This is a genomic window from Protofrankia sp. CiP1_Cm_nod4, assembly GCF_982290645.1.
Window position 1 is genome coordinate 3,090 of the sequence record NZ_CEVIVC010000042.1, and the last position, 22,259, is coordinate 25,348.

23 protein-coding genes, 2 tRNA genes and 1 pseudogene are annotated in these 22,259 nt (G+C 69.5%); 10 read left to right on the plus strand and 16 right to left on the minus strand.

All coding sequences use genetic code 11. The features are described 5' to 3' along the window. Positions 1 to 9 precede the first annotated feature (9 nt). The 3 genes from AC5LSR_RS10460 to AC5LSR_RS10470 form a co-directional block, all read right to left on the minus strand. Positions 10 to 897 (minus strand): hypothetical protein, encoded by an 888-nt coding sequence (locus AC5LSR_RS10460; RefSeq protein ID WP_493468393.1) that lies wholly within the window; start codon positions 895 to 897, stop codon positions 10 to 12. Between the two features lie 79 nt (positions 898 to 976). Next, on the minus strand, positions 977 to 1,165 hold the full coding sequence (locus AC5LSR_RS10465) for a streptamidine-related RiPP repeat protein (protein ID WP_250280976.1): 189 nt from the start codon (positions 1,163 to 1,165) through the stop codon (positions 977 to 979). Between the two features lie 229 nt (positions 1,166 to 1,394). Beyond that, a complete protein-coding gene (locus AC5LSR_RS10470; RefSeq protein ID WP_493468394.1) occupies positions 1,395 to 3,461 on the minus strand; it encodes a heavy metal translocating P-type ATPase in 2,067 nt (688 codons plus the stop codon). A 110-nt stretch (positions 3,462 to 3,571) separates the two neighbouring features. Between AC5LSR_RS10470 and AC5LSR_RS10475 the strand changes: the two genes are divergently transcribed. Both AC5LSR_RS10475 and AC5LSR_RS10480 read left to right on the plus strand, forming a co-directional pair. Continuing rightward, positions 3,572 to 3,946 carry an ArsR/SmtB family transcription factor gene (locus AC5LSR_RS10475; RefSeq protein WP_493464960.1) on the plus strand — a complete coding sequence of 125 codons (375 nt, stop codon included), beginning with the start codon at positions 3,572 to 3,574 and terminating at the stop codon, positions 3,944 to 3,946. Positions 3,947 to 4,318: 372 nt separating this feature from the next. Next, positions 4,319 to 5,290 carry an ATP-binding protein gene (locus AC5LSR_RS10480; protein WP_250280972.1) on the plus strand — a complete coding sequence of 324 codons (972 nt, stop codon included), beginning with the start codon at positions 4,319 to 4,321 and terminating at the stop codon, positions 5,288 to 5,290. Between the two features lie 463 nt (positions 5,291 to 5,753). On the opposite strand, the gene AC5LSR_RS10485 is transcribed toward AC5LSR_RS10480, so the two are convergent. Then, positions 5,754 to 5,942, minus strand: a complete 189-nt coding sequence (locus tag AC5LSR_RS10485; protein WP_445548607.1) for a DUF4158 domain-containing protein — start codon at positions 5,940 to 5,942, stop codon at positions 5,754 to 5,756. On the opposite strand from AC5LSR_RS10485, the gene AC5LSR_RS10490 reads away from it, so the two are divergent. Genes AC5LSR_RS10490 through AC5LSR_RS10510 form a run of 5 tightly spaced genes read left to right on the plus strand, consistent with a single transcriptional unit; the run spans position 5,856 to position 9,763 of the window. Further along, complete coding sequence (locus AC5LSR_RS10490) at positions 5,856 to 6,107, plus strand: hypothetical protein (RefSeq protein WP_250280970.1); 252 nt, start codon at positions 5,856 to 5,858, stop codon at positions 6,105 to 6,107. The two genes, AC5LSR_RS10485 and AC5LSR_RS10490, sit on opposite strands and share 87 nt — an antisense overlap. Further along, a complete protein-coding gene (locus AC5LSR_RS10495) occupies positions 6,104 to 6,391 on the plus strand; it encodes a hypothetical protein (RefSeq protein WP_250280968.1) in 288 nt (95 codons plus the stop codon). Before AC5LSR_RS10490 ends, AC5LSR_RS10495 begins: the two co-directional genes overlap by 4 nt. Beyond that, entirely contained in the window at positions 6,381 to 7,397 is a 1,017-nt protein-coding gene (locus AC5LSR_RS10500; RefSeq protein WP_250289668.1) for a CobW family GTP-binding protein, read from the plus strand. Before AC5LSR_RS10495 ends, AC5LSR_RS10500 begins: the two co-directional genes overlap by 11 nt. Beyond that, a complete protein-coding gene (locus AC5LSR_RS10505) occupies positions 7,394 to 8,527 on the plus strand; it encodes a WD40 repeat domain-containing protein (protein ID WP_250280962.1) in 1,134 nt (377 codons plus the stop codon). The genes AC5LSR_RS10500 and AC5LSR_RS10505 overlap by 4 nt, the downstream gene beginning before the upstream one ends. Before the next feature lie 57 nt (positions 8,528 to 8,584). Further along, complete coding sequence (locus tag AC5LSR_RS10510; protein ID WP_493468395.1) at positions 8,585 to 9,763, plus strand: CobW family GTP-binding protein; 1,179 nt, start codon at positions 8,585 to 8,587, stop codon at positions 9,761 to 9,763. 165 nt (positions 9,764 to 9,928) lie between these two features. On the opposite strand, the pseudogene AC5LSR_RS10515 reads toward AC5LSR_RS10510, so the two are convergent. After that, positions 9,929 to 10,319, minus strand: a pseudogene (locus AC5LSR_RS10515) (SCO5389 family protein). Between the two features lie 277 nt (positions 10,320 to 10,596). Between AC5LSR_RS10515 and AC5LSR_RS10520 the strand changes: the two are divergent. Beyond that, entirely contained in the window at positions 10,597 to 10,752 is a 156-nt protein-coding gene (locus AC5LSR_RS10520) for a zinc transporter permease (protein ID WP_250283692.1), read from the plus strand. Positions 10,753 to 10,767: 15 nt separating this feature from the next. Here the strand turns inward: AC5LSR_RS10520 and AC5LSR_RS10525 are convergent, their stop codons facing one another. The 5 genes from AC5LSR_RS10525 to AC5LSR_RS10545 are packed head-to-tail and all read right to left on the minus strand — an operon-like array spanning position 10,768 to position 15,022. Beyond that, the gene (locus AC5LSR_RS10525; protein WP_250283694.1) at positions 10,768 to 11,253 is read right to left on the minus strand and encodes a Fur family transcriptional regulator; all 486 of its coding nucleotides are present in this window, start codon (positions 11,251 to 11,253) and stop codon (positions 10,768 to 10,770) included. A 26-nt stretch (positions 11,254 to 11,279) separates the two neighbouring features. Next, the gene (locus tag AC5LSR_RS10530; protein WP_250283696.1) at positions 11,280 to 12,191 is read right to left on the minus strand and encodes a metal ABC transporter permease; all 912 of its coding nucleotides are present in this window, start codon (positions 12,189 to 12,191) and stop codon (positions 11,280 to 11,282) included. Next, a complete protein-coding gene (locus AC5LSR_RS10535) occupies positions 12,188 to 13,108 on the minus strand; it encodes a metal ABC transporter permease (protein ID WP_250289672.1) in 921 nt (306 codons plus the stop codon). Before AC5LSR_RS10535 ends, AC5LSR_RS10530 begins: the two co-directional genes overlap by 4 nt. Then, complete coding sequence (locus AC5LSR_RS10540; RefSeq protein ID WP_250283699.1) at positions 13,105 to 14,016, minus strand: metal ABC transporter ATP-binding protein; 912 nt, start codon at positions 14,014 to 14,016, stop codon at positions 13,105 to 13,107. Before AC5LSR_RS10540 ends, AC5LSR_RS10535 begins: the two co-directional genes overlap by 4 nt. A gap of 4 nt (positions 14,017 to 14,020) precedes the next feature. Continuing rightward, entirely contained in the window at positions 14,021 to 15,022 is a 1,002-nt protein-coding gene (locus tag AC5LSR_RS10545; RefSeq protein WP_250283701.1) for a metal ABC transporter solute-binding protein, Zn/Mn family, read from the minus strand. Positions 15,023 to 15,693: 671 nt separating this feature from the next. Here AC5LSR_RS10545 and AC5LSR_RS10550 point away from each other — a divergent pair. Both AC5LSR_RS10550 and AC5LSR_RS10555 read left to right on the plus strand, forming a co-directional pair. Further along, positions 15,694 to 16,032, plus strand: coding sequence for an ArsR/SmtB family transcription factor (locus AC5LSR_RS10550; protein WP_493468396.1), 339 nt, complete (start codon positions 15,694 to 15,696; stop codon positions 16,030 to 16,032). Beyond that, positions 16,032 to 16,739: a cation efflux transmembrane domain-containing protein gene (locus AC5LSR_RS10555; protein ID WP_250283703.1), complete on the plus strand. Its 708-nt coding sequence runs from the start codon at positions 16,032 to 16,034 to the stop codon at positions 16,737 to 16,739. Before AC5LSR_RS10550 ends, AC5LSR_RS10555 begins: the two co-directional genes overlap by 1 nt. An 888-nt stretch (positions 16,740 to 17,627) precedes the next feature. Here AC5LSR_RS10555 and AC5LSR_RS10560 read toward each other — a convergent pair. The 6 genes from AC5LSR_RS10560 to AC5LSR_RS10585 all read right to left on the minus strand — a co-directional run bounded on the left by AC5LSR_RS10560 (position 17,628) and on the right by AC5LSR_RS10585 (position 22,225). Then, positions 17,628 to 17,701, minus strand: a tRNA-Phe gene (locus tag AC5LSR_RS10560). A gap of 93 nt (positions 17,702 to 17,794) precedes the next feature. Beyond that, positions 17,795 to 17,869, minus strand: a tRNA-Asp gene (locus AC5LSR_RS10565). 365 nt (positions 17,870 to 18,234) lie between these two features. Beyond that, complete coding sequence (locus AC5LSR_RS10570; RefSeq protein WP_250283705.1) at positions 18,235 to 18,789, minus strand: hypothetical protein; 555 nt, start codon at positions 18,787 to 18,789, stop codon at positions 18,235 to 18,237. Between the two features lie 228 nt (positions 18,790 to 19,017). After that, complete coding sequence (locus AC5LSR_RS10575; RefSeq protein WP_445548204.1) at positions 19,018 to 19,860, minus strand: alpha/beta fold hydrolase; 843 nt, start codon at positions 19,858 to 19,860, stop codon at positions 19,018 to 19,020. 200 nt (positions 19,861 to 20,060) lie between these two features. Next, entirely contained in the window at positions 20,061 to 20,441 is a 381-nt protein-coding gene (locus AC5LSR_RS10580; RefSeq protein WP_250283707.1) for an RNA-binding S4 domain-containing protein, read from the minus strand. A 131-nt stretch (positions 20,442 to 20,572) separates the two neighbouring features. Next, positions 20,573 to 22,225 carry a glycosyltransferase 87 family protein gene (locus tag AC5LSR_RS10585; protein ID WP_445548205.1) on the minus strand — a complete coding sequence of 551 codons (1,653 nt, stop codon included), beginning with the start codon at positions 22,223 to 22,225 and terminating at the stop codon, positions 20,573 to 20,575. Positions 22,226 to 22,259 lie beyond the last annotated feature (34 nt).

Consider the following 22,259-nt stretch of genomic DNA (forward strand, 5'->3'; position numbering starts at 1 on the left):
CCGTGGCCTTCATGCGTGCACCGCGGCGGCCGGAACGCTGAGGGCGGACCCGCCATCCGGTCGGGCCGGGTCGGCGACCAGCGGCAGGGGCAGCACCGGGTGGCGCGCCACCGATCCCGGTGCGGCGACCTCCACCTGGACGTCGACCTCCGGTAGTCGGTCGGATGTCCACCAGGCTTCGATCTCGGCCAGCAACAGACCCGCCACCATGGCCAGCACGCCCCGTCCGGGCCAGGGGACCTCGGGGTGCTCCTCGCCGGACCGGTCGAGCCAGGCCCAGTGGGCCAGCAGTTCCTCGGGCGCATCGGCAGCCGCGAGCCGACGACCCCGCACATCCTCATAGCCCGCCGTACGCCCGGGGACGGTCAGTGGACCGGCGAACAACGACAGGCCCTCCGCGTGACAGCGCGTCCACGCCGTGGAGTGCGCCCGGCACCACCGCTCCACCTGACGCCAGTGCGTGTCAGGCAACCAGTGTGCGCAGTCCACCAGCACATCCGCGCCCATCACGGCCTCCTCGTCGACCGGACCGCGCCGCACGCGCACCCAGTCAGCCGCAAGGTCCCCGACAAGCTGGGCGACCGGACCGTCCCCGGAAACGTGCAGCAGCGGTGGGGTGGTCCGGGCCGGCGTCGATGCTCCGTCGCCTCCGTCGATCAGGACGCCCCGATCGGCCAGCGCCTGAACCAGCTGCGCGAGCCCGGACTCCGAGCTCGCGTCCCCCTCCGCGGCAGGCGCAGGCCCCGATCCCACGGGCCCGCTCACCCGTAGCCGATCCCGCAGCTGGGCGACCACCTCCGACGGTCCCAGCACCCGCAGGAACACCTCGCCCGGTCCGACCACACGCCAGCTCCCGTCCGGGAGCGGATAGAGGTGATGGCCATCGGCCAGCTTCATCGAGAACCCTTCACTGACTGAGAAGGCACGCGCCGGGGACCGGGTCCCGGCAGGAACACGCCGGGACCCGGCCGCACAGTCAGCGCCCGATGACGAACGGGTTGTGGACCAGGGCGTTCGTGCCCGGACCCTGCGGCGCCGCCACCGGCGCCACCACCGACACCGGCTCGACGACGAACGGGTTGTGGACCAGCGCGTTCGTGCCCGGACCCTGCGGTGCCGCCACCGGCGCCACCGCGCTCACCTGCTCGACCAGGACCTCGCTCACACATCCTCCTCTTATTGGTATCGGAAACCATTTCCGATAAGGGGACGCTAGAGGTTCTCTGCGCTGACCGCAAGACCCTTCACATCGTCACTTCGGGACGGTCAGGTCGTGGTCCACGCGGTGAGGGCCATGAGCGAGGCAGGTCGAGCTCTGCGTCACGACCCTGCAGCACCGGCGCCCGATGGACCGAACAGTCCCGAGCGCCGAGGTTTCCGCGACAGCACGATGGTCACGTTCTGCCCAGCGGCTCCGGAACAGGGTGGGTCTGGGTGGTGCGCCAGGTCCGGGGGTGCAGGAGCCGTAGTCCGTTGAGGCCGACGATGAGGGTGGAGCCTTCGTGGCCGGCGACGCCGAGGGGCAGGGGTAGGTGGCCGAGCAGGTCCCAGGCGACCAGTGCGGTGATGAAGGTCGCCGCGATGGCCAGGTTGGCGGTGACGACACGGCGGGCGTGGCGGGACAGCTCGATGACCGCGGGCAGGGCGATCAGGTCGTCGCGGACGAGGACCGCATCGGCGGTTTGCAGGGCGAGGTCGGAGCCGTGGCGGCCCATCGCGACGCCGAAGTCGGCGGCGGCGAGCGCGGGGGCATCGTTGACGCCGTCGCCGACCAGCAGCACTCGCCGCCGCTGATCCTGCAAGGCATGAATCCGGGTGACCTTGTCGGCTGGCAGCAGCCCGCCGTGCGCCTCATGGATGCCCAGCTCGGCGGCGAGTCGGCTGGCGGCGCCGGGGTTGTCGCCGGTGAGCAGGACCGGGGATGTTCCGGTGAGTCGGGTCAGGGCGGCCACGGTGGCGGCGGCATGCGGGCGGGTCCGGTCGGTGAGGGTGAGGACCGCGGTGTGATGGTCGTCGATGGTGACGACCACGGCAGTGTGCCCGCTGGCCTGCACGGCGTCTATCGCGGCTCGCGGCCCAGGGGTCAACTGCGCGGCGACAGGACCGTCCTGCGGCCCGTCCAGCAGGCGCGGACTTGCGACCTGCACGCGATGGCCGTCGACGGTGGCGGTCACGCCGCGTCCGGGGGTTGAGGTGAAGTCGTGCGCGGCGGGGATGGCGAGGTTGCGGTCGCGGGCGGCGGCGAGCACGGCCGCGGCGACTGGATGCTCGCTGGGATGTTCGGCGCCAGCGGCCAGTTGGAGTACCCGGTCCGCGTCGATCGCGGGTGCTCTGGAGGGCTGGCCGTCTCCGGAGCCGTCATAGGCGACGTGAACGTCGAGGAGACGGGGGGTGCCTTCGGTGAGGGTGCCGGTCTTGTCGAACGCCACCAGGGTGGTGTCGGCCAGCCGTTCCATGACCACGGCCGACTTGACCAGTACGCCGTGGCGCCCGGCGAGAGCGATCGCGGACAGCAACGGTGGCATCGTCGCGAGCACCACCGCGCACGGCGATGCGACGATCATGAAGGTCATGGCGCGGAGCAGGGTGGGTCGCAACGCCGCGCCGGACAACAGGGGGATGGCGAACAGGGCGAGGGTCGCTGCCACGACGCCGATCGAGTAGCGCTGCTCGACCTTCTCGATGAACAGCTGCGTTCTCGCTTTGGTTGCGGAAGCCTCTTCGACCAAAGCGACGATGCGGGCGATCACCGACTGGCCGGCGGGGCGATGGACCCGGACGGTCAGCGTGCCGGTGCCGTTCAGCGTGCCCGCGAACACCTCATCTCCGGTCACCTTCGCGACCGGCAGGGGTTCGCCGGTGATCGTGGCCTGGTCGGCCTCGCTGGCGCCGCCGACCACCATGGCGTCGGCACCGATGCGTTCCCCGGGGCGGATCCGGATGACGTCCCCGACCCGAAGGTCCACGGTGCTTACCGTCTCCTCCGTTCCGTCGGGACGTATCCGGTTGGCCCGCTCAGGTGCCAGGTCGAGCAGGGCGCGCACGGAGTCGGCGGTGCGCGCGGTCGCGACCGCCTCCAGTGCCCCAGAGGTGGCGAAGATGACGATCAGCAGGGCGCCGTCGAAGACCTGCCCGATACTGGCTGCACCCCACGCGGCGACGATCATCAGCAGGTCCACGTCCAGCGCGCGTTCCCGCAATGCCCGCACCCCGGCCGCAGCTGGTATCCATCCACCGGCGGCGTAGCAGGCGAGGTACAGCACCCACCAGACCGGCGCCGGGGCGCCGGTCACCTGCATGACGCCGCCGACCGCGAACATCACACTCGCCAACGTCGCCCAGCGCACCTCGGTGAGGACCCAGAGACGGGCGGCCAGCTCCCGCCCCGCCACCACGGCGTGCGCTTCGGCCGGATGAAGGGCGGCGGAAGCGGGACTCGTCGTCAGCGTCACCCGAATCACGCTACCTGCGTGACCACGTATATAGCTAGGCAGGAAGGCTACTGGACAGCCGAGTAGCAGGGTGTATCGGTTAACCTTGGTACGTGCACAGCGATCTGCCGGACTTCCGGATGCCGAACGAGGAACAGGTCCATCTGGCCGCCGAAGGCTTCCGGCTACTCGCGGACCCCACCCGCATCAAGATCCTCTGGGCGCTGCTACAAGGTGAGTCCTCGGTTGCCTGCCTCGCTGACCTCGTCGGCGCCGCACCCACGACGGTCAGCCAGCACCTGGCCAAACTGCGCCTCGCCGGGCTGGTCCGTGGACGCCGCGAAGGTACCTTCGTCTACTACTCCGCCGCGGACGTCCACGTGCAGGCCCTGCTCGCCGAGGCACTGTTCCACGCCGACCACGCCGACCGGAACCTGCCCGACCACACGGCCGGCGAGGCGGCACCCCACACCCACATCCCCGCCCGGCCGATCGCGGCGAAGACAAGCCTCTGATCATCAAGCCCGTTCGAAACGGCGACCAGGTGCCGAACACCGCCCATTGGACCGTTCGACGCGGGTCGCGGTAGTCGAGGTCGGACGGCTGTTCGTCGCCGTGGACGGCCTGGCCGAACCACGCGAACGCGCCATGCCCGGGAAGACCACAGCTTTGCCGCGCCGGAGATCCCCTGGGCCGCCGCCCAGCAGGTGACGCACACACCACCCGAGGCAGAGCCCGCCACGCGTTGGAGGGCAGAGACAGACGACACCCCCACGCCCGGAGGGGCAGGGCCCCGCCAGCGCTGCTAACGAAAACGATTACTATTACGGACAGCCATCAGGCAGTTGGATCGCGGCAACGCCGCCACGACCTCGGAGCCACCTATCATGAAGATCGCTTTTGTCGGCAAGGGCGGCAGTGGCAAGACCACCCTGTCCTCGCTGTTCTGCCGCCACCTCGCCGCAGCCGGCGCACCCGTCCTCGCTCTCGACGCGGACATCAACCAGCACCTCGGCGCCGCGCTCGGCCTCGACGACGCGGCCGCGCCCGTGGCGATGGGCGAGCACCTCCACGAGATCAAGGACTACCTCCGCGGCGACAACCCCCGCGTCCCGTCCGCCGACATGATGGTCAAGACCACCCCGCCCGGCACCGGATCACGGCTGCTCCCCCTCGCCGACGACAACCCGCTGTGGCGACGCTTCGCCACCGATGTCGATGGCGTGCGATTGGTCGCGACCGGAGCGTTCACCGACGAAGACCTCGGTGTGGCCTGCTACCACTCCAAACTCGGCGCGGTCGAACTCCTGCTCAACCACCTGATCGACGGACCCGGCGAATACGCCGTCGTCGACATGACCGCCGGCGCCGACGCCTTCGCCTCCGGCCTGTTCGCCCGCTTCGACCACACCTTCCTCGTCTGCGAACCAACCCGCAAAGCCGTCGCCGTCCACCGCCAGTACCGCGACTACGCCCGCGAGTTCGACATCACCCTGTCCGTGATCGGTAACAAGGTCACCGATGACGTCGACGAGGAGTTCCTGCGCCGTGAGGTCGGCGACGACCTCCTCGTCTGTGTCGGACCGTCGGCACCAGTGCGTGCGATGGAGCAGGGCAGACCCTTCCACCTCGACGACCTCGAACCGGTCATCCGCATCGCACTCGACACCATCCGCGACGCCGTCGACGCCACCGAACACGACCCCGATGCCTTCCTCCGACAGATGCACGACCTCCACCTCCGTAACGCCCGATCCTGGGCCGACGCCGCCACCGGCACGGACCTGTCGATCCAGATCGACCCAACCTTCACCTTTCCCCATGCCCGCAACCCACATCAGGCCGTCACGCCGCGCTAACCGGACCCGACAGGCTCAGCGGACGCCCGCCAAGCCACTCGCCCCAGTCCACGACGGGCTGGCTCGCAGTGCCGCGGAACGGAGATCAGGATGCGAGGCCACCCCATGGCGGCCTTCGCCCCTTACAGTCACGGTAAAAGCGGTGCCGCGGCCCCAGACCACCCAGCCGGTGTAGCCACCCTTCACGGTCACCTTGGCGCGGCGCCCGGTGACGTGTTGGCGTCCTCGAACAGGTTGAGCGGGTCCAACACGCCACGTCGCCAGCGTCGTCGGGAACGGCCACCAGCTCTTCCAACCGCTTCACTGCGGCGGCCGGCAGCCGACTGACCACCAGCGCCGGTGAACTGCTGCTCGAACGCCGCCCGCGCCGCGCCCAGCACCCGCTCAACTCACGACGGCCCCGGCGGCTCGACCCGCTGCGCCCGACACCGGGCCAGCAACGCCCGACGCTGCCAGTCGTCGGTCAACTCGACCGGACACACCTCGAAGGCCATCCAGGCGCCCACGCGTCCTCATCGGCGAGAGCGCACTTCCGGAACCCCAACTCCCAGCGGATCTCCGCACAGTGACGTTCGATGGCTCGGCCGGAAAACACGTACTTCCCGAACGGATCCGGCTCGACCCCGACCTGCTGCTCGACGTAGTCGACCACAGCTCTGGGCACCTCGCCGGCGTGCCGCGGGAACCGCGCGCCCCGACGATCACCCTCCGCCCCAATATTGACAATAGTTTTCGTTTTCATCAGGGTGGCACCATGCCCCGTCCCGTTCCCACCGTTCCCACCGAGCCCACCGTGGCCACCGTGGCCGCCGGATGAGCCTGCTCAGTCCCGGTGGAACACGGCCGCCCGCAGTCGATCCGGCCATCGCCGAGAAGCTGCGCGGCTGGATCCGCGCCGCGCTGGACCTCGACGAGGAGGTGACCATGCTCGTCGCCCAGCTGGCGTGCGCGGAGCCGGGCTGTCCACCCGTCGAGACTGTCCTGGCCGCACTGCCGGCAGCCGGCCGACGCTCGGTCACCCTGCCCGGTCCCGCGGCGTGCCTCACCGAGTCCGACGTGCGCCGTGCCTTCCACCTCTCCGGAGAAACGCATGCCCACTGACGCCACCTCGCCGCCGGCCAGTCAGGCCGCCAAGGTCCCGGTGACTGTGCTCACCGGCTTCCTCGGCAGCGGCAAGACCACGCTGCTCAACCGGATCCTCACCGAAGAACACGGCAAGCGCATCGCCGTGATCGAAAACGAGTTCGGTGAGATCGGTATAGACGACGCTCTGGTCGTCGACGCCGAAGAAGAGATCTTCGAGATGAACAACGGCTGCATCTGCTGCACCGTGCGCGGGGACCTGATCCGCATCCTCGGCACGCTGATGCGCCGCCGGGACAGGTTCGACCACATCCTCATCGAGACCACCGGGTTGGCCGACCCGGCCCCGGTCGCGCAGACCTTCTTCGTCGACGACGAGATCGCCGGCCAGCTCCGGCTGGACGCCATTCTCACGCTCGTGGACGCCCGGCACCTGGCCCGCCACCTCGACGACACCAAGCCCGAGGGCGTGGAGAACGAGGCGGTCGAGCAGATCGCGTTCGCCGACCGGATCGTGCTGAACAAGACCGACCTTGTCGACGAGGCGCAACTGGACGAGGTGATCGGCCGGATCCGGGCGATCAACAAAGTTGCGGAGATCCTGCCCGCCCAGTACGCCAAAGTCGACCTCGACAAGGTCCTCGACGTTGGCGCGTTCGACCTCGGGCGCGCACTCGACGTCGACCCCGCGTTCCTCACCGACGGTGAGCATCAACACGACCTGACCGTGTCCAGCGTCGGCATCGAACTGGCCGGAGACCTGTCCATACCAAAGCTCAACGACTGGCTCGGCGAGCTGCTGTCGACCAAGGGCGCCGACATCTTCCGGTCCAAGGGGGTACTCGCCGTCGCCGACCAGCAGAACCGGTACGTCTTCCAGGGCGTCCACATGCTCTTCGAAGGCACCGACGGCCAGCCCTGGGGCAACGCGGCCCGGGTCAGCCGGTTGGTCTTCATCGGACGCCACCTCGACCGCGCCGCCCTCGAAACCGGACTACGCCGCTGTCTCGCGAGCGCACGGTGAGCCGCACCGCCAACCTCCTCACCGCCGGTCGAACACCGACCACACCCGTCTGGTCGATCGACCTCGACGACGCGGTGAGCACCGTCACCGCCGCACCGCGCGGGTCGTTGGTCGCCGCCGCCTCCCTGTCCGGCCGCACCGTCGTCATCGACACGGACGAAGGGATCATCGTCACCGAGATGCCACACCACGAACTCGGGGCACTCGCCGCGGCGTGGTCGCCGGACGGCCGCCGCCTCGCCGTCGGCGGAGCCGACGGGACCGTCGTCATCGGCGACATCACGATCGGCCGGCGCGACGCCGTCATGGGCCAGGGTTGGGTACACGCACTGGCCTGGTCCCCCGACGGGCAGTACCTCGCCGCCGGCCGAGGCCGCGAGGTCCTGCTGCTGCGGCCCGACGGGACCATCGTCACCCGCTGGCCCGGCCAGCCCAGCACCGTCACCGCACTCGCCTGGGCCGGCCACCGACTTGCCGTCGCCTGCTACGGCGGCATCCGCTGGTACGAACCCGGACCCAACCGCACTGAACCGGTACGCACCTTCGACTGGAAGGGTTCGCTGCTCACCATCGCCGTCGCACCGAACGCCCGCTGGGCCGCCTCCGGTAATCAGGACGCCTCGATCCACCTGTGGCGGCTGTGGTCCGGCGAGGACTACGAGATGAGCGGCTATCCCGCCAAGGTCACCGCTATCGCCTTCGCCCCGGATTCCCAACGGCTCGCCGCCGGCGGCGGCGAGGAAGTCACCGTGTGGAACCTCGGCGGCAAGGGCCCGGCCGGGCAGCGCCCGGCCTCACTGCGCACGCACGCCGGACTCGTCGTCGCACTCGCCTACGCCCCCGCCCCCGTCCCACCGGTCCGAACGGGCTCGGCAGCCGGCCGGGCTGGCCAGCGCACGGCCGCCCCGCCGCTGCTCGCCAGTGGTGGCAGGGATGGCCGTCTGGCCGGTTGGCGGGGAAGTGGTAGTTCCCGGCGTCCGCATTTCGAGGTCGATCTGGGCGCGCCCGTCAGCTCGGTCACCTGGACCGCCGACGCGGCGCTTGTCGTGGCGGGAACCCAGGGCGGCCGGCTGAGCGCGGTCCGTCCGTCGGACAGTCCGCCCGGCACCGGTACGAGACGCAGCAGCTGACCGGCCTGGCCGGCCAGTTCCCGAGCCCAGCCAGCCCACTTCCGGAGAACGACCACTATGCGCCAGCCGATCCCACTGTCTGTGACGTTGGTGTGCACTGCCGGGGGTGACGTCGGGGTGGTGGCGGCCCCCGCAGGCGGTGGGGTTCGCCCCGTCCCCGTGCTCTCCTACCGGTGCCCGTCCCACCCGGTGGGAGGAGTCGTCGTCCGATCGCTCGACGTGGGTGACGGATCGCCGTGCAGGTCCGCGCTACCCGCCCAGGACGTGAGCCTCGTCGACGTCGTCTCCCGGGACATCGCCGCCTCGGCTGCGGAACTCACGGCCGATGGACACGTCGAAGCCGTCGTGGTGGCACCACCGGGATACGTTCCCTTGGACCTGATACCGGGCCTGGCCGGCTGCCCCGCGCTCAGCGTGGTGTCGTCGGTGGCGTTGGTCGACGCGACGACCGCGTTCGAGGACCTGGACGGCTGTGACTCCTTCGCCGGCCGAGGCCTCGCCGTTCCCCGTCTCGGTCGGACGGTGCCAGCGGCCCTCGTCGACCAGGTCGAACGCGCTGAGGTCGTCGCCCTCGCCGCCACCGACGAGATCGATGTCTGCGACATGCTGCAGCTCGACACGCTGGTACGGCGTCTGAACCCGACGGCCCGACCTGTGACCGTCGTCGGCCGAGCCACACCGGCCAGCGATATCCTCGCCTCCGCCGGCCCGGACGGCGGCGCGGGATACGACGAGATCGGCTCGCACCGGCACGCGGGCTGGTTGCGGATGCTAGGCGCACGCACCGCGGACGACCTGCCGACCAGCGAGGTCGGGATCACCGCCACGGTGCTCGCTGCCCGCCGGCCGTTGCACCCACAGCGGCTGCATGACTGCATGGACGGCCTGGTCGCCGGCGTGGTGCGTTCCCGGGGTTGGCTGTGGCTCGCCAGCCGACCCGACCAAAGGATGGCCTGGGACCACGCCGGGCGGGGACTCACGCTCGCTCCCGACGGCTACTGGCCCGCCGTCGACACCGCACCCGCGGACCACAGGGCCGCTTGTCCTGGCTGGGACCCCTACTACGGCTACCGCGTCCAGGAACTGGCCCTGATCGGTCTGCACGCCGACCCGGCGGCCCTCACCAGAATCTTCCGTTCATGCCTGCTCACCGACGCCGAGCTCGCTCTCGGCGAGGACAGCTGGCACGAGCTACCGGACCCCTTCCCCTCCTGGCTACCGGACCTGAACGGATAGCCAGGAGAACAAGGATGACCACAGCCCACATGCGGCTTGACCATAGGGCGCCCCACCGAGAACCGGAGCCGGCAGAGAAACCGCCCCCTGCTGCGGCGACATCCCGATCGAACCGACGCCCGGCCGAGCCGGTCACGCGACACAGCCATGCACCCTGACGGTCTGTCAGCAGTCGACAAACTCCGGCTGCTGGTTGAGGACCTGGCTCTCCGCGGAGATAAACCGGCGGTGCTGCTCGCCTCCGACCGCCTGCGGGCGGAACGCGGCCAGCCGATGGCAGTTCTGGAACGCCAACGCCACCCCGAAACGCCGTTCCAGCGCCCCGGATCGAAGTGCTCGCCATCGCCCGCAGCAACTGCCCCTGCGCCACGTTGTCCGCCGGCGGAACCAGGTTGTCGGCGAAGTCCCGCTCGGCGGTGGGCAGCTCACCGGCGAGCCGCTCCACCAGGCTGTAGGCGTACGGAAGCGAGTCCCGCACACACGCGAGAAACGCCTCCTGGTCGACATGACCGGCTTCAGCCTGAGCGAGCAGATCCGGGGACACGGTCAAGGACATCAGTGACCTCCTGACGCAGGTACTTGGAACATCAACAATCTCCGGCTTGACAACCGTTGTCAATACCAATTGGAGTGGCACGTTCACATGGCGCGAGACGGGAAGAGGCCCTACCGTGTTCATGTGATCGAACACTTACCCTCCGCCGCGCACCGGAGGGGCGAGCCCGCTACTGGGGGCACTCGCGCGTCGGTACGCCTCGCATGATCACTTGCCTCGCCGACGGGCCATGTCACGCGCCTGCACCGCTCAACGCCCTCCGCCAAGGAGAACGCCCGTGACCACCACCAGCCACCCGGCCCACCACACCACCTCAGAACACCCGCACACCTATGGCTGCGGCCACGTCGCCGTCCCCCACCACGACCACATCGACTACATCCACGACAACCATCGCCACGCCGACCACGACGGGCACTGGGACGAACACTGACCCGACGCCCCAGGATCACCGGTCAGGTTGACATCCGGCGCAGAGTCCGAACAGGTCGATCGCATGGCTGAGGTCGGCGAATCCGTGTGCGGCAGCGAGGTCTGCCGTCCAGGTCTCGACGGTGTCGGAGGCAACGTCGATGCTGTGTCCGCAGCTGCGGCAAACCAGGTGGTGGTGGTGCCCGGTGGTTCGGGCGAGGTGGAACAGCTGCTGGCCGTCCTCGCCGCGGATCGTGTCGACGGTGGCATCGCCTACCAGGTCGTACAGAATGCGGTACGTCGTGGTGAGGCCGATGCGGTGCCCGCTGGCGCGTATCTGCTCGTGCAAGGCTTGGGCGCTGCGGAACCCTCCGCCGGCAGCGGTGAGCGCAGCCAGCACTGTGCGGCGTTGCGGGGTGTCGCGTGGGGGACGAGGGCCGCGGGATACGCGCCACCGCTGCGGTTCCCGCCGTGCGTCGCGGGTGTCGGCTTCGTCAGGGGCACGAACGTCGTCGGTGGGCACCTTCTCTCCTCTCACGAGATTGGGGCTCATGAGGAGGTCGGAGACCTCTGCGCCGTCGAGGTTGCCGGTGATTGCACCGGCGGGTGGATGGCGGTGGCGGTGCGGGTGGTGACGGTCAGGGCGACGGCGTAACTGGCGGTGGCGAAGGCGAGGATGGCGAAGCTTGGGGGGATCCGCGGGGCAAGGTAACTGGTCGTCAGGCCGGCCCAGGTCACGGCGACCGCGACCGCGGTGGAGATCCCCATGCCGCGGTAGGGGCGGGTGGCGAGCCGGTGGGCGGCGCCGGCGGGCGCGGCGAGCAGGCCGAGGAGCAGGAGCGCGCCGACGGCCTGGGTGGCCTCGGCCGCGGTCGCCCCGACCAGGCCGAGGAATCCGACGCCGAGGAGGCGGACGGGGACACCGCGGCCGGCGGCGACCGCGGCGTCCAGGCTCGCAAACAGCAGGGGACGTCCGATCACGATGACGGCGAGGCAGAGCAGGGCGGCGAGCACGGCTGCTTCCCAGGCGTGGGAGGCATCCAATCCGAAGATCGAGCCGAACAGGACGGTGACGCCGACGGTGCCATTGCCGGTGCTGCGGTGGGTCGTGTACAGGGTGAGGAAGAGCACGCCGAGGCCGAGGACCCAGGCGAACACGCTGCCGATGACGACGTCGTCGGCGTGGCCGCGGGGGCCGAGGACACCGAGGGCGAACCCGACGGTGATGGTGGCGGCGAACAGGCCGATGCGGGCGTCGATCCCGGTGGTCAGGGCGGCGAGCGCGCCCGTGAACGCCACATGGGACAGCGCGTCGGCGGTGAAGACCTGCGCACGCAGGACGAGGAAATAGCCGACGAGTCCCGCCGCCATGGCGATCCCTGTTCCGGCGAGGAAGGCGTGCTGCATGAACGGGTGGTCGAACATCGCGGTCAGTCCGGTGTCCGCCGTCTCCGCGGTCATGCCGACGCCCGCGCGGGATGGGGGGTGCGGGCGGTCCGGTCGAGCAGGTCATGCGCGTGGACGGCGAGGCGGGCGAGCAGGTACAGGCTGAAGGAGAAGCTGGTGATGAAAAAGCCGATCGGGTACGGCGAGTAGTAGGCCACGGTCAGCCCGGCCCAGGTGACCAGCAGCCCGAACAGCACAGTGAGGGCAAGGCTGAGCGCCGGGCGGGTGGTGAGAATCTGTGCGGTTGCCGCGGGAATGACGAGCAGGGTGAACACGAGGAGAGTGCCGGTGATCTGACTGACCTCCGCGGCAGTACTCCCGAGCAGGATCAGGAAGGCCACCGACAGGGCCCGCACGGGCACTCCGGCGGCGGTCGCCACAGCCGGATCGAGCGAGGCGAACAGCAACGGCCGCCCGAAAAGCGCCAGCACGGCCAGGATCGCCACGGCGACGGCGGTCAGGGTCAGGACCATGCCGTCGGTGATCCCCAAGAAACTGCCGAACAGCAGCGCGTTGACCCCGCCGAGGAATCCCTTGTACAGGTTGACGAACAGGAATCCGCAGGCCAGTGCGAACGCCTGCACGGTACCGACGGTGGCCGACTCCGCGGCCCGGCCCGCGGCGGCTCCACCGGCGGTGGGAATGGCCGCGATGAGGAATGCCGCGGCCAGGCAGAAAGCGAAATAGCCGTAGGTCGCACCCAGACCGAGCCAGACCGCGCCAGCAGCGCCCGGGAAACCGGCCACGGCCAGGGTGTGGCCGGCAAACGTCTGGCGGCGCAGGACCATGAACCACCCGGTCGCCCCGGCGGTGACCGCGACGACGGTCCCGGCCCGGAACGCGTTCACCATGAACGGGTAGGCGAACATCTGCCGGACATCGCGGACCAGGTTCCACGACAGGCCCGCGTCGGCCGCGGCAGCGACGATCACGAGTGGCCGGTCCCGACGTGGCGGTCGGTGTGCGCCGCGGGCGGTTCGGGTTGGCCGACAACGACCATCCGCCCATCCGAGGCGGTCAGCACCTCGATGGGGGTCTGGTAGAGCCGGCTCAACGTCGCGCTGGTGATGACCTCGGTGGGAGAGCCCGACACCGCGCCGCCGCCGGCGAGGTAGACGACCCGGTCGAGGCTGGACAGGATCGGGTTGACGTCATGGGCGACCATCAGCACGGTCACCCCCGCTCTCTGGCAGATCGTACGGATCAGCGCCGCGACCGCGGCGGCGTTGTGCGGGTCCAAACTGTCCAACGGTTCGTCGAGGAGGAGTAGCCGGGGCCGGCGGGCGAGCGCCTGGGCGATCAGAAGCCGCTGCTGTTCCCCGCCAGAGAGCCGGCCGATCGGCTGGTGAGCGTAGCCGGTGGCGCCGACCAACTCGACGAGTTCGGCCACCCGCCGCCCGGCTGCCCGGCCGCGCTCCCCGCCGGGCAGGGGCAGACCCCACCGGTGGCCGTCGACACCGAGGCGGACGATGTCGATCCCGCGGATCCGTACCGACGGGTCGAAGCTGCGTCGCTGCGGCAGATACCCGATCTCGGCGCGGGCCCGCCCGGGCGGCCGATCCAGCACCACCGCCCGCCCCACGGACAGCGGCAGCAGGCCCAGAGCCGCCTTGAGCAGGGTGGACTTACCGACCCCGTTGGGCCCGAGAACCGCGACGAACTCCCCGGCGGCGACCTCGACATCCACCCCGCTCCACACCAGCCGCCCGCCCAGGCGGACCGCGGCGTTCCGGAACAACACCGCCGCCGTGTTCACTGCGGTCGGCGGGTCGGTACCAGCGGGCAGGACCGTGTCGATGGCATCGACGGACACCTGGGTGGATCGTGTGCGCACCGTCATCGCGTCACTTCCCGGTTGCCTGCGCCAGCGCCGTCCGCAGGCCTGTCAGCTGGGCGACCTGCCAATCCTGGAAGGACGCACCGGCCGGGGTGAGCGTCTCGGTAATAGTGATCACCGGGATACCGGCAGCCTTCGCCTCCTCGACCTGCCGCTGCACGTCCGGGGTGGCGTTCTGACTGTTGTACACGTATACCTTGATTTTCTCGGTGCTGATCTGATCGTCGATGGTGGTCTTGTCCGCGACGGTCGGGTCAGTGCCCTCCGTGATCGCACGGAGGAAGGCCGGTGGGGTCAGCAGGTCCAACCCGAGAGCCGGGGACAGCATCTCGAAGATGCTCTCCGACGCCCCGACCGGTGTCCCTCCATACGTCTTCTTGATCGACGCGATGAGATCGGTGTACGGCTTCAACGTCGTCGTGGTGAACGACGCCCGCTGCCGGTCGAAATAGGCCGCGTCCGCCGGGTCGATCTTCTTGTAGTCCGCGGTGATCGCATCGATCACACTGGTGACGTCCGCCGGGTTGTACCAGCGGTGCGGATTGTCCCCGTCCTTCGCACCAACCAGCTCACCGACGGTCAGCATCGTCCGCCCCTCCGCCGGGTTCGCCGCCGCCAGCCGGCCCGCCCACGGGTCGTAGCCGACACCGTTGTCGATGACCAACCGCGCACCGGCGATCGCCCGGCCATCCGCCGAGGTCGGCTCGTAGTCATGCGGATCGGCGTCAGGATTGTCGATGATGCTGGTGACCGCCACCCGATCACCCCCGAGCTGGGCGGCGATACTGCCCCAGAAATTCTCCGTCGCCACCACCGCGATCTTCCCGCTGCCACCATCAGCGCTCCCGGAATCCCCCGACGAGGACGTCCCACACGCGGCCACGAGCATCACCACGCCGGCGGCCACCGCCCCCAGACCGCGCCGGACCCGCCACCGCCCTACCACGACCAGCCTCGCACCATCCACCACGATCTCCCCGCTCGTCAGCCGACCGGACCCGCGATCCATACTAGGATCCATTTTCATTAACGTAGCAGGTAATGAAAACCATTACAAGTTAGTGGCGAGGTGGTCGCCTCCACCGTGCCGGGAGCACGCATCCCCGCCACCGAGCCGTCGTGATGCGACGGTGTCAACCAGCCGGATCGCCGCAGTTCCCGCCGTGCTGGCGGGCTTACCGTGGTCGACAGGGCCGCGCCCGACCTGCAGCTGCCCGATGCCATCGGCGCCGCGACCGCCTTCGGCCTCGCCGGAAGAGCCAGTGGAGTACGCCGGCAGCGGCGCACAGGTCGGCGGTCCGCGTGATGACTTCGGCCGTGTGCCGGCCGATGCCGGGGATGGTCGCCGGCCGGTCACACTGGCGGCGAAAAAGGCGCATGGCCTCCTCGATCCGCGCCGGCAGTTCCTCGATCGCCGTGGACGGCTGGTCGATGCGGTTCCAGGTGCCCGATTCTCACCGAGGTTGCCGATGGTTCTACCAGTGGATGCGGCTCCATAAGCGGACGGTGACCGGCTACGGCGGGTGACGCCGATAGAGGCCGGTTCAGCGACTTTGGCATCCTCCCGCCAGGTCGGTGGGCGTGATCGGACCGGACTCTGCACTGCCACGAGATGAACGCGGCCAGCCCGCAGTCCACTAGTTCAGCTGGTTCTGAGTTCAGGATTATCTGTACTGTTAAGTGGTGCTGACCGTAGCCCCCGACATCGAGATCCTTGCCCGGTTCGGTCGCGCCCTGGCCGACCCGATCCGCGCCCGGCTCCTGCTCGCCCTGCGCGACGCCCCGGCCCACCCCGCCGACCTGGCCGACCAGCTGGGCATCTCCCGAAGCCGCCTGTCGAACCATCTGGCCTGCCTGCGTGGCTGCGGCCTGGTCGTCGCCGTCCCTGTCGGGCGCCGCACCCGCTACGAACTGGCCGACCCCCGCCTGGGTGAGGCCCTCGACGTCCTGTGCACCGCAGTCCTCGCGGTCGCAGCTGACCGCGCCTGCCCCGACACCGAGGACAAGGGCTGCTGCTGATGTCCCAGCTGATCCTCAGCCCCTCCCCTGCCCGCCGGACAGCTCTCACCCGCAGGATCCGGTTCCTCGTCGCCGCGGCCATCACCTACAACGTCATCGAGGCCGTCGCCGCCCTCGCCCTGGGCACAATCGCGTCCTCGACCGCACTGATCGGTTTCGGTCTGGACTCGGTCGTCGAGGTCTCCTCCGCCACCGCGGTCGCCTGGCAGTTCTCCGCCGCCGACCACGCCTCGCGCCAGGCCCGGGAGAAGACGACCCTGCGGATCATCGCGGTGTCGTTCTTCACGCTCGCCGCCTATGTCACCGTCGACGCGGTCCGGGTACTCGCCGGGACCGGACAGGCGGACGGATCCCTGCCCGGGATCGTCCTCGCCGCGCTGTCCCTGGCCGTCATGCCATTCCTGTCCACCGCCCAACGCCGCGCCGGCCGGGAACTCGGCTCCGCCTCCACCATCGCGGACTCCAAACAGACCCTGCTGTGCACCTACCTGTCCGTCGTGCTCCTGATCGGCCTGATCGCCAACACCACCCTCGGCTGGGCCTGGGCCGACCCGATCGCCGCCCTGGTGATCGCCGTCATCGCCGTCAAAGAAGGCCGTAACGCCTGGGCGGGAGACACCTGCTGCCCGGTCCTGCCCACCCCCGTCGACCTGGGTGGCACCGTCGACGCCTGCGGATGCGTACTCGGCTGCGACTGCTGCACCTGACCAGAACAACGCGACCCGCAGAGTTCAGGAAAGCGCCGTCGGGATGCTATGCCGACAGCGTCGGGTGCTTGCCGGAGGCAAGGTCGGAGCGGGCGAGCCAAACCGGGACCGACCAGGTCACCGGGGCGAGCAGCAGCCGGATCAGCCAGGGTGGTCAGTCCGGCGGCGGCGGCCCCGGCGGGCACCGTGCAGGCGAGGTTGCGCATCAGCCGTTCCACAGTGCAACGGGCAAACGCCTTGCCGGTTCAGCGTCAGCCACGCCTCCGCGCTCCGTAGACGCCGTAGTTCTCCTCATGCACCCGCTTCACCAAAGGATTCCAGCTCGGTGTCGCGCAGCTGCCGAGCCGTAGGCGCCCGGCGTAGCGCGTCGCAGTAGGTTGACGGGGCGAGCTGCAAGCCGTGCTCGGACAAAATCCGTGCAGATCGGCTCGGCACCCCAACGCAGCCCGCCATCAGACTGTCGGCGATCCCCATAGGGGCCAGGTGGCCCCGTCCCCTTGGACCGCTCCGGCACCCGCTTCCGCCACGGGTAACCCGACACGAGAGAATTTGTACCGATGAGGACTGGTAGATCCTCGACCGTCCGCCGCACAAGCGGACGGTCTACCGGCCCCGATCCTGAGCACCGTTGCAGGTCACAGACCCGACGCGACCGGGCCGGCCGAGCCCCGTTGCCATACGAGACCTCTACCTTGTGGCAACGTCCGCGAACACAGGCCTCGTGACCTCCCATCCGGAAAGCGGATGGTCAGCTTCACCGTTTACGCAGGTCACCCGCGGTGACAGACGGGCCGCCACTGGGATCACGCGACGCCGCTGCCACACCTGTTGCCATATAACGATCAACCGGTGATCGACAAATCCTGCTATTTCCGCAGGTCAAAAGGGTGGGCAGGGGCGGGGTCGAACCGCCGACCTTCCGCTTTTCAGGCGGACGCTCGTACCGACTGAGCTACCTGCCCCGGTGCGACCATCCTGTCATACGCGGGCCTAGCAGGCCACATCGATGGATGTCGTCAGCGTGCTGTCGCTGCTGGCATCCGATGACGTGAGCGCGGTCCCGACGGGATTCGAACCCGCGACCTCCGCCTTGACAGGGCGGCGTGAACTCCAGACTTCACCACGGGACCATGCTGTGCTGTTCAGTTGTATCACATGCCTTGCCGGTTGCCGCTGCCTGTCTTCAGTGAGAAGAGCCTGCCAGGATCATGTGATCATGTTCCTGAGAAGCTTCCTCCGGGGCCTCTGAGGTTGATCGGGGTTCCGGTCGACCAAGGCTCCGTCTGATGCTGGACAACAGCCTACAGCACGGCGGGAGCGTCCGGGGATGGAGGCTGGCGTGCCTGCGCACACGGCGGATCTTTCGAGTCCGGCAGGCCGTCCGACAGGGCCCGGACGGGCCGGTGGTGCGCCTGTCCGGGCCCTGTCGTGGGCCTGTGCGGAGCCGCCAGCCATGCTGGGGCCGCTGGCAGGCCCCGGCAGCAGGCTCCGCGGGTCAGTCCGGCAGCTCGGCGAGATGCTCGGCGGTGCGGGTGTCGCCGTCGACGGTCGCGGCCACCACCACGGTGGTTCCGGTCCTGAAGTCGCCGATGCCGGCGTCGTCACCGTCGGCCCAGAGGTCGGTGTCGCCGGTCACTGCGTAGGTGGCTTTGTACCCGTCCTTGCTGCTGATCGTGACCGAGGTCTGGGACAGGCTGGTCAGCTCGCCGCGCTGGTAGGTGATGACCTGGTAGCCGTCGTCCGTCCGGACCGTCGCGTCGCCGTGCAGCGGGCGGGACACGTCGACGCCGTCGACGCCGTCGCCGTCGTAGCCCCACCAGCCTGGGCCGCCGTGCCAGTGGTGATGCCTGTGTCGCGGCTGGTCGGAGTCCAGCGTGGTCGTGTCCTTGCTTGAGTCCTCGCCCGGTGACAGGGTGGTCGCCGCCCCGGCTGGGGAGATCAGGTTGGTGGGGCTGCCAGGTGAGGCGAGTGCTACCGCGGTGACGCCCGCGATGCTCAGAGTCCCGACTGTCGCGATCGTCGTGAGCGTGGTGCCAAGTCGAGGTCGCATCGTCGTCTACCCCCTTCGACGTACCCCAGCGGCACGTCTGATCCATTCCTAGCGTGGGCTGATCACCTGAGCCCTGAGTTCAGGAAGCGTTCAGAGTTTATGAGAACTCTCCGCTGTTGACTTGTTGCACTCAGTATTATCAACCTGTCTGAAGAGATTGCGGCCCGGAAAAACCAGGAGCCAACGGCCGGAAGGGCATCGGCCGGGAGGAAATCGCCGGAAGGGAGGTCACTGCTTGGTGAGGAAGCCGAGGAAGAGCGGGTTGACGACCTCGGGGTGGGTCCAGCCGATGTTGTGCGGGCCGCCGTCGACTTCGTGATACTGCGCGTTCCTGACCAGGGCCCGCAGCCGGCGCCCGGTGTTGTCGATGGGCAGGATGCGGTCCTCGGTGCCCTGCGCGACCAGCAGCGGGACGTTCGACAGCGCGGGCACGTCACCGCGGAAGTCGGTGCACCACGCGTCGACGCACCGCAACGTGCCGAGCGCCGAGGCGTCGGTGGCCACGGCCCAGGCGTGCTGCCAGGCCTGCTCGCTGGCGCGGGCGGTACCGCCGAAGACGTCCATGTTGTAGAAATTGTCGAGGAAAACCTTCTGATAGGCGAACCGGTCGTCACGGATGGCCTGCTTGGTCTCCTCGAACACCGTTGCCGGCACGCCTTCGGGATTGTCGTCGGTTTTCAGCAGATATGGTGCGAGCGGCGCGAACAGGGCCGCGGCGGCGACGCGGTCGGTGCCGTACGCGCCGATATAGCGGGTGATCTCGCCGGTGCCCATCGAGAAGCCGGCCAGGACGATGTCGCGCAGGTCGAGCGTTTCGATCAGCGCGTTCAGGTCGGCGGTGAACGTGTCGTAGTCGTAGCCGGTTACGGGCTGGCTGGACCTGCCGAATCCCCGGCGATCGTAGTGGATCACCCGATAGCCGGCGTCCAGCAGCATCGGGATCTGCTTCTCCCACGATGCCCCGTTGAGCGGGAAACCGTGGATCAGTACGACCGGCTGGCCGGATCCGTGGTCCTCGTAGTAGATATCGATATCGCCGGAATTCTCCTGGTCGACGGTTACATAAGGCATTTTCTCCCCCTTGCGCGGATGTACGTGACCGCTGGCAACGGTCGTACCCGGCCGGGTCGTGCGGCATCCATCCGTGACCGCGCGTCGCCCGCGGCATCGCCTGTCCGGGTCCACCCAGGCGCCCGGGCCCGGGTGCGGCTCGACGGCAGGTCCGCGGATTTTACAGGTCTACAGGTCTACAGGTCTACAGGTCTACAGGTCTACAGGTCGCGGTTGCGCAGGTGTTCCAGAGCGCGTCGGTCGCGTTTGGTCGGGCGTCCCGCGCCGCGGTCGCGGACACCCGTCGCCGCGACGCTCTCCCGTGCCGCCGGCGGCGGGCTGCGGTCGATGAAGCATTCTCCGGCGACGGTCGCGCTGACCCGTTTGTTGAGAACGCGGGTGACGACGATGGTCCGCTCGCGCCCGGCGTGCCGCACCCGTACCTCGTCCCCGGCATGCACCGCGTGGGCCGGCTTGACCCGCTCACCGTTGAGATGGACATGCCCGGCGCGGCAGGCCGCGGCCGCCTGCGACCGTGTACTGACCAGCCGTACGGACCAGATCCAGGCGTCGACCCGTACGCTCTCCTCCTGCGCCGCCATGACACGACTCTACGAATCCAACAGCCGCCTGGTCACCAGCCGGACGGAGGACAGGCGGGAGGCAAAGGAGCGGTGCGTACGCTCCATCCGTATGGCACTGGCGCATGGTGACGGGGTGAGATTACGAATTGTCACCGGAATCTCCTGCCCGTCCGAGTGGTTTGCTCACCGTCCGTACAGGGGGAGCTGAGGGCCATCATGCCCGCGCCGAACATGCGCGGAGGCCGGGTGGCACGTTGTCGTCGGCGCAGCAGGGCGGCGATGAGTACGACGAGCGCGGCGACGGCGTAGGAGAGGATTCGCAGCGTCCGGGCATCGCCTGGCAGATCCGTGAACAGGGAGACGTACACGGGATGACCGGCGGCTGCGACGGCGAGCCATTCCAGTCGGCCTGCGAGGACGGCGAGCGCCACCAGCAGAATGCCGTACCAGGGCTGGACCGGGGTGGCGATGAGAAAGGCGGCCCCGACGAGCCACAGCGCGGCCCGTTCGAGGGGAACCCGGCGCGGGTCGCAGCGCAGGACGGCCACGGTGACCATCGCCAGCACCGACACGGCGACGGCCTTGGCGACGGCCCCGTCGAGGCCGAGGGCTGTGAGCAGCAGGAAACGGCTGCCCCGGCCGTATCCCTCGACGTTGAGGTACTCCGGGAGAAAGCCGAGGGCCGCTGGCCCGACGGCCAGGACGTGGGGCAGGTAGGAGAGCCCGACGACCGTGACGGTCGCCCCGATCAGGGTGACCGGGCGGCGTCGGGCGGCTGCCGGCAGGAGCAGCGCCGGGTACAGCTTGACCGCCACCGCCGCCGCGAGCAGCATCCCGGCGACCCAGGCCCGGCGACGGGTGGGTGTTTCCCCGGCCGCATCGGTTTCGCCGGCTGCGACGGTTTCGCTGGCTGTACCGGCGCCACCAGCTCCGCCTGTCCGCGTGGTGCTGGCGGATCGGGGACGGCGCCGCGAGGTGAGGAGCGCGATGCCGCCGAGCGCGAGCAGCGCGGCGAGGACGTCCACATGCGCGTCGGAGCCGATCTCAAGACCGGCGAGCGGCGAAAGGGCGTAGAAGCCGGCGTGGCGTGGGTCCCGGCCCCGCGCCACCAGCATCGTCATCATCAGCCCGACCAGGGCCAGTGACGCCAGCGACGCGTAGAACTGCGTCTTGTGCTCACCCGGCGGGCCGGGCAGGAAATGCACCATGGTGAAGTAGGCCTGCGCCACCGGGGGGTAGACGGTGTGCGCCCGGGGATAGTTCAGCCGGATGCAGCCCGGGCCGCGCCCGATGGCGGCGCAGCCGGCCGGGTCCGGGAACAGCCAGTGGTCGCGCAGGTGGGCGAGCGCGGGGTCGAGCGGGCCGTAGTGGTATGGGTCGATACCGGCTGCCTGCACCCGGCCGTCCCAGACGTAGCGGTAGAGGTCGTCGGACAGCTGCGGGCCATGGGTGAGCGCCACGGCGTGGATGCTGACGGTGCCGGCGAGCAGCAGGCCGACGGCGAGCCGGCGAGGGGCGGCGTGCAGCAGCAGGGCCGCGGTGATCACGCCGAGCACCCACCAGAGCATGGTCAGGTACAGCACGCTCGCCCGGCCGGGCAGGTAGCCGGGCTGGCGCAGGATCGCCGTCTGCACCGCGAGAAGGCCCAGCAGCCCGACGGCGGCGGTAACCAACGCCGTCCACATCCGCGTCCGCGTCCACATTCGCGCCCGCGCCGTCCGCGTGCGGGTGTGGCCGTGCCCCGGGTCGGCAACGGCCCGGGTCGCCGGCGGTGCGTGCGGTACGCGAAGGGCGCGGGGCATGGACCCGACCCTGGCAGCGTTTCCCGGCGGTCCG

Excerpts from the sequence above, each read along its gene's own strand:
- AC5LSR_RS10555 (WP_250283703.1), top strand. The coding sequence starts at position 16,032 with ATGTCCCAGCTGATCCTCAGCCCCTCCCCTGCCCGCCGGACAGCTCTC.
- AC5LSR_RS10460 (WP_493468393.1), bottom strand. The coding sequence starts at position 897 with ATGAAGCTGGCCGATGGCCATCACCTCTATCCGCTCCCGGACGGGAGC.
- AC5LSR_RS10495 (WP_250280968.1), top strand. The coding sequence starts at position 6,104 with ATGAGCCTGCTCAGTCCCGGTGGAACACGGCCGCCCGCAGTCGATCCG.
- AC5LSR_RS10500 (WP_250289668.1), top strand. The coding sequence starts at position 6,381 with ATGCCCACTGACGCCACCTCGCCGCCGGCCAGTCAGGCCGCCAAGGTC.
- AC5LSR_RS10570 (WP_250283705.1), bottom strand. The coding sequence starts at position 18,789 with ATGCGACCTCGACTTGGCACCACGCTCACGACGATCGCGACAGTCGGG.
- AC5LSR_RS10480 (WP_250280972.1), top strand. The coding sequence starts at position 4,319 with ATGAAGATCGCTTTTGTCGGCAAGGGCGGCAGTGGCAAGACCACCCTG.
- AC5LSR_RS10580 (WP_250283707.1), bottom strand. The coding sequence starts at position 20,441 with ATGGCGGCGCAGGAGGAGAGCGTACGGGTCGACGCCTGGATCTGGTCC.
- AC5LSR_RS10540 (WP_250283699.1), bottom strand. The coding sequence starts at position 14,016 with ATGACGGTGCGCACACGATCCACCCAGGTGTCCGTCGATGCCATCGAC.
- AC5LSR_RS10585 (WP_445548205.1), bottom strand. The coding sequence starts at position 22,225 with ATGCCCCGCGCCCTTCGCGTACCGCACGCACCGCCGGCGACCCGGGCC.
- AC5LSR_RS10575 (WP_445548204.1), bottom strand. The coding sequence starts at position 19,860 with ATGCCTTATGTAACCGTCGACCAGGAGAATTCCGGCGATATCGATATC.
- AC5LSR_RS10475 (WP_493464960.1), top strand. The coding sequence starts at position 3,572 with ATGCCGAACGAGGAACAGGTCCATCTGGCCGCCGAAGGCTTCCGGCTA.
- AC5LSR_RS10530 (WP_250283696.1), bottom strand. The coding sequence starts at position 12,191 with ATGACCGCGGAGACGGCGGACACCGGACTGACCGCGATGTTCGACCAC.
- AC5LSR_RS10510 (WP_493468395.1), top strand. The coding sequence starts at position 8,585 with ATGCGCCAGCCGATCCCACTGTCTGTGACGTTGGTGTGCACTGCCGGG.
- AC5LSR_RS10545 (WP_250283701.1), bottom strand. The coding sequence starts at position 15,022 with ATGGATCGCGGGTCCGGTCGGCTGACGAGCGGGGAGATCGTGGTGGAT.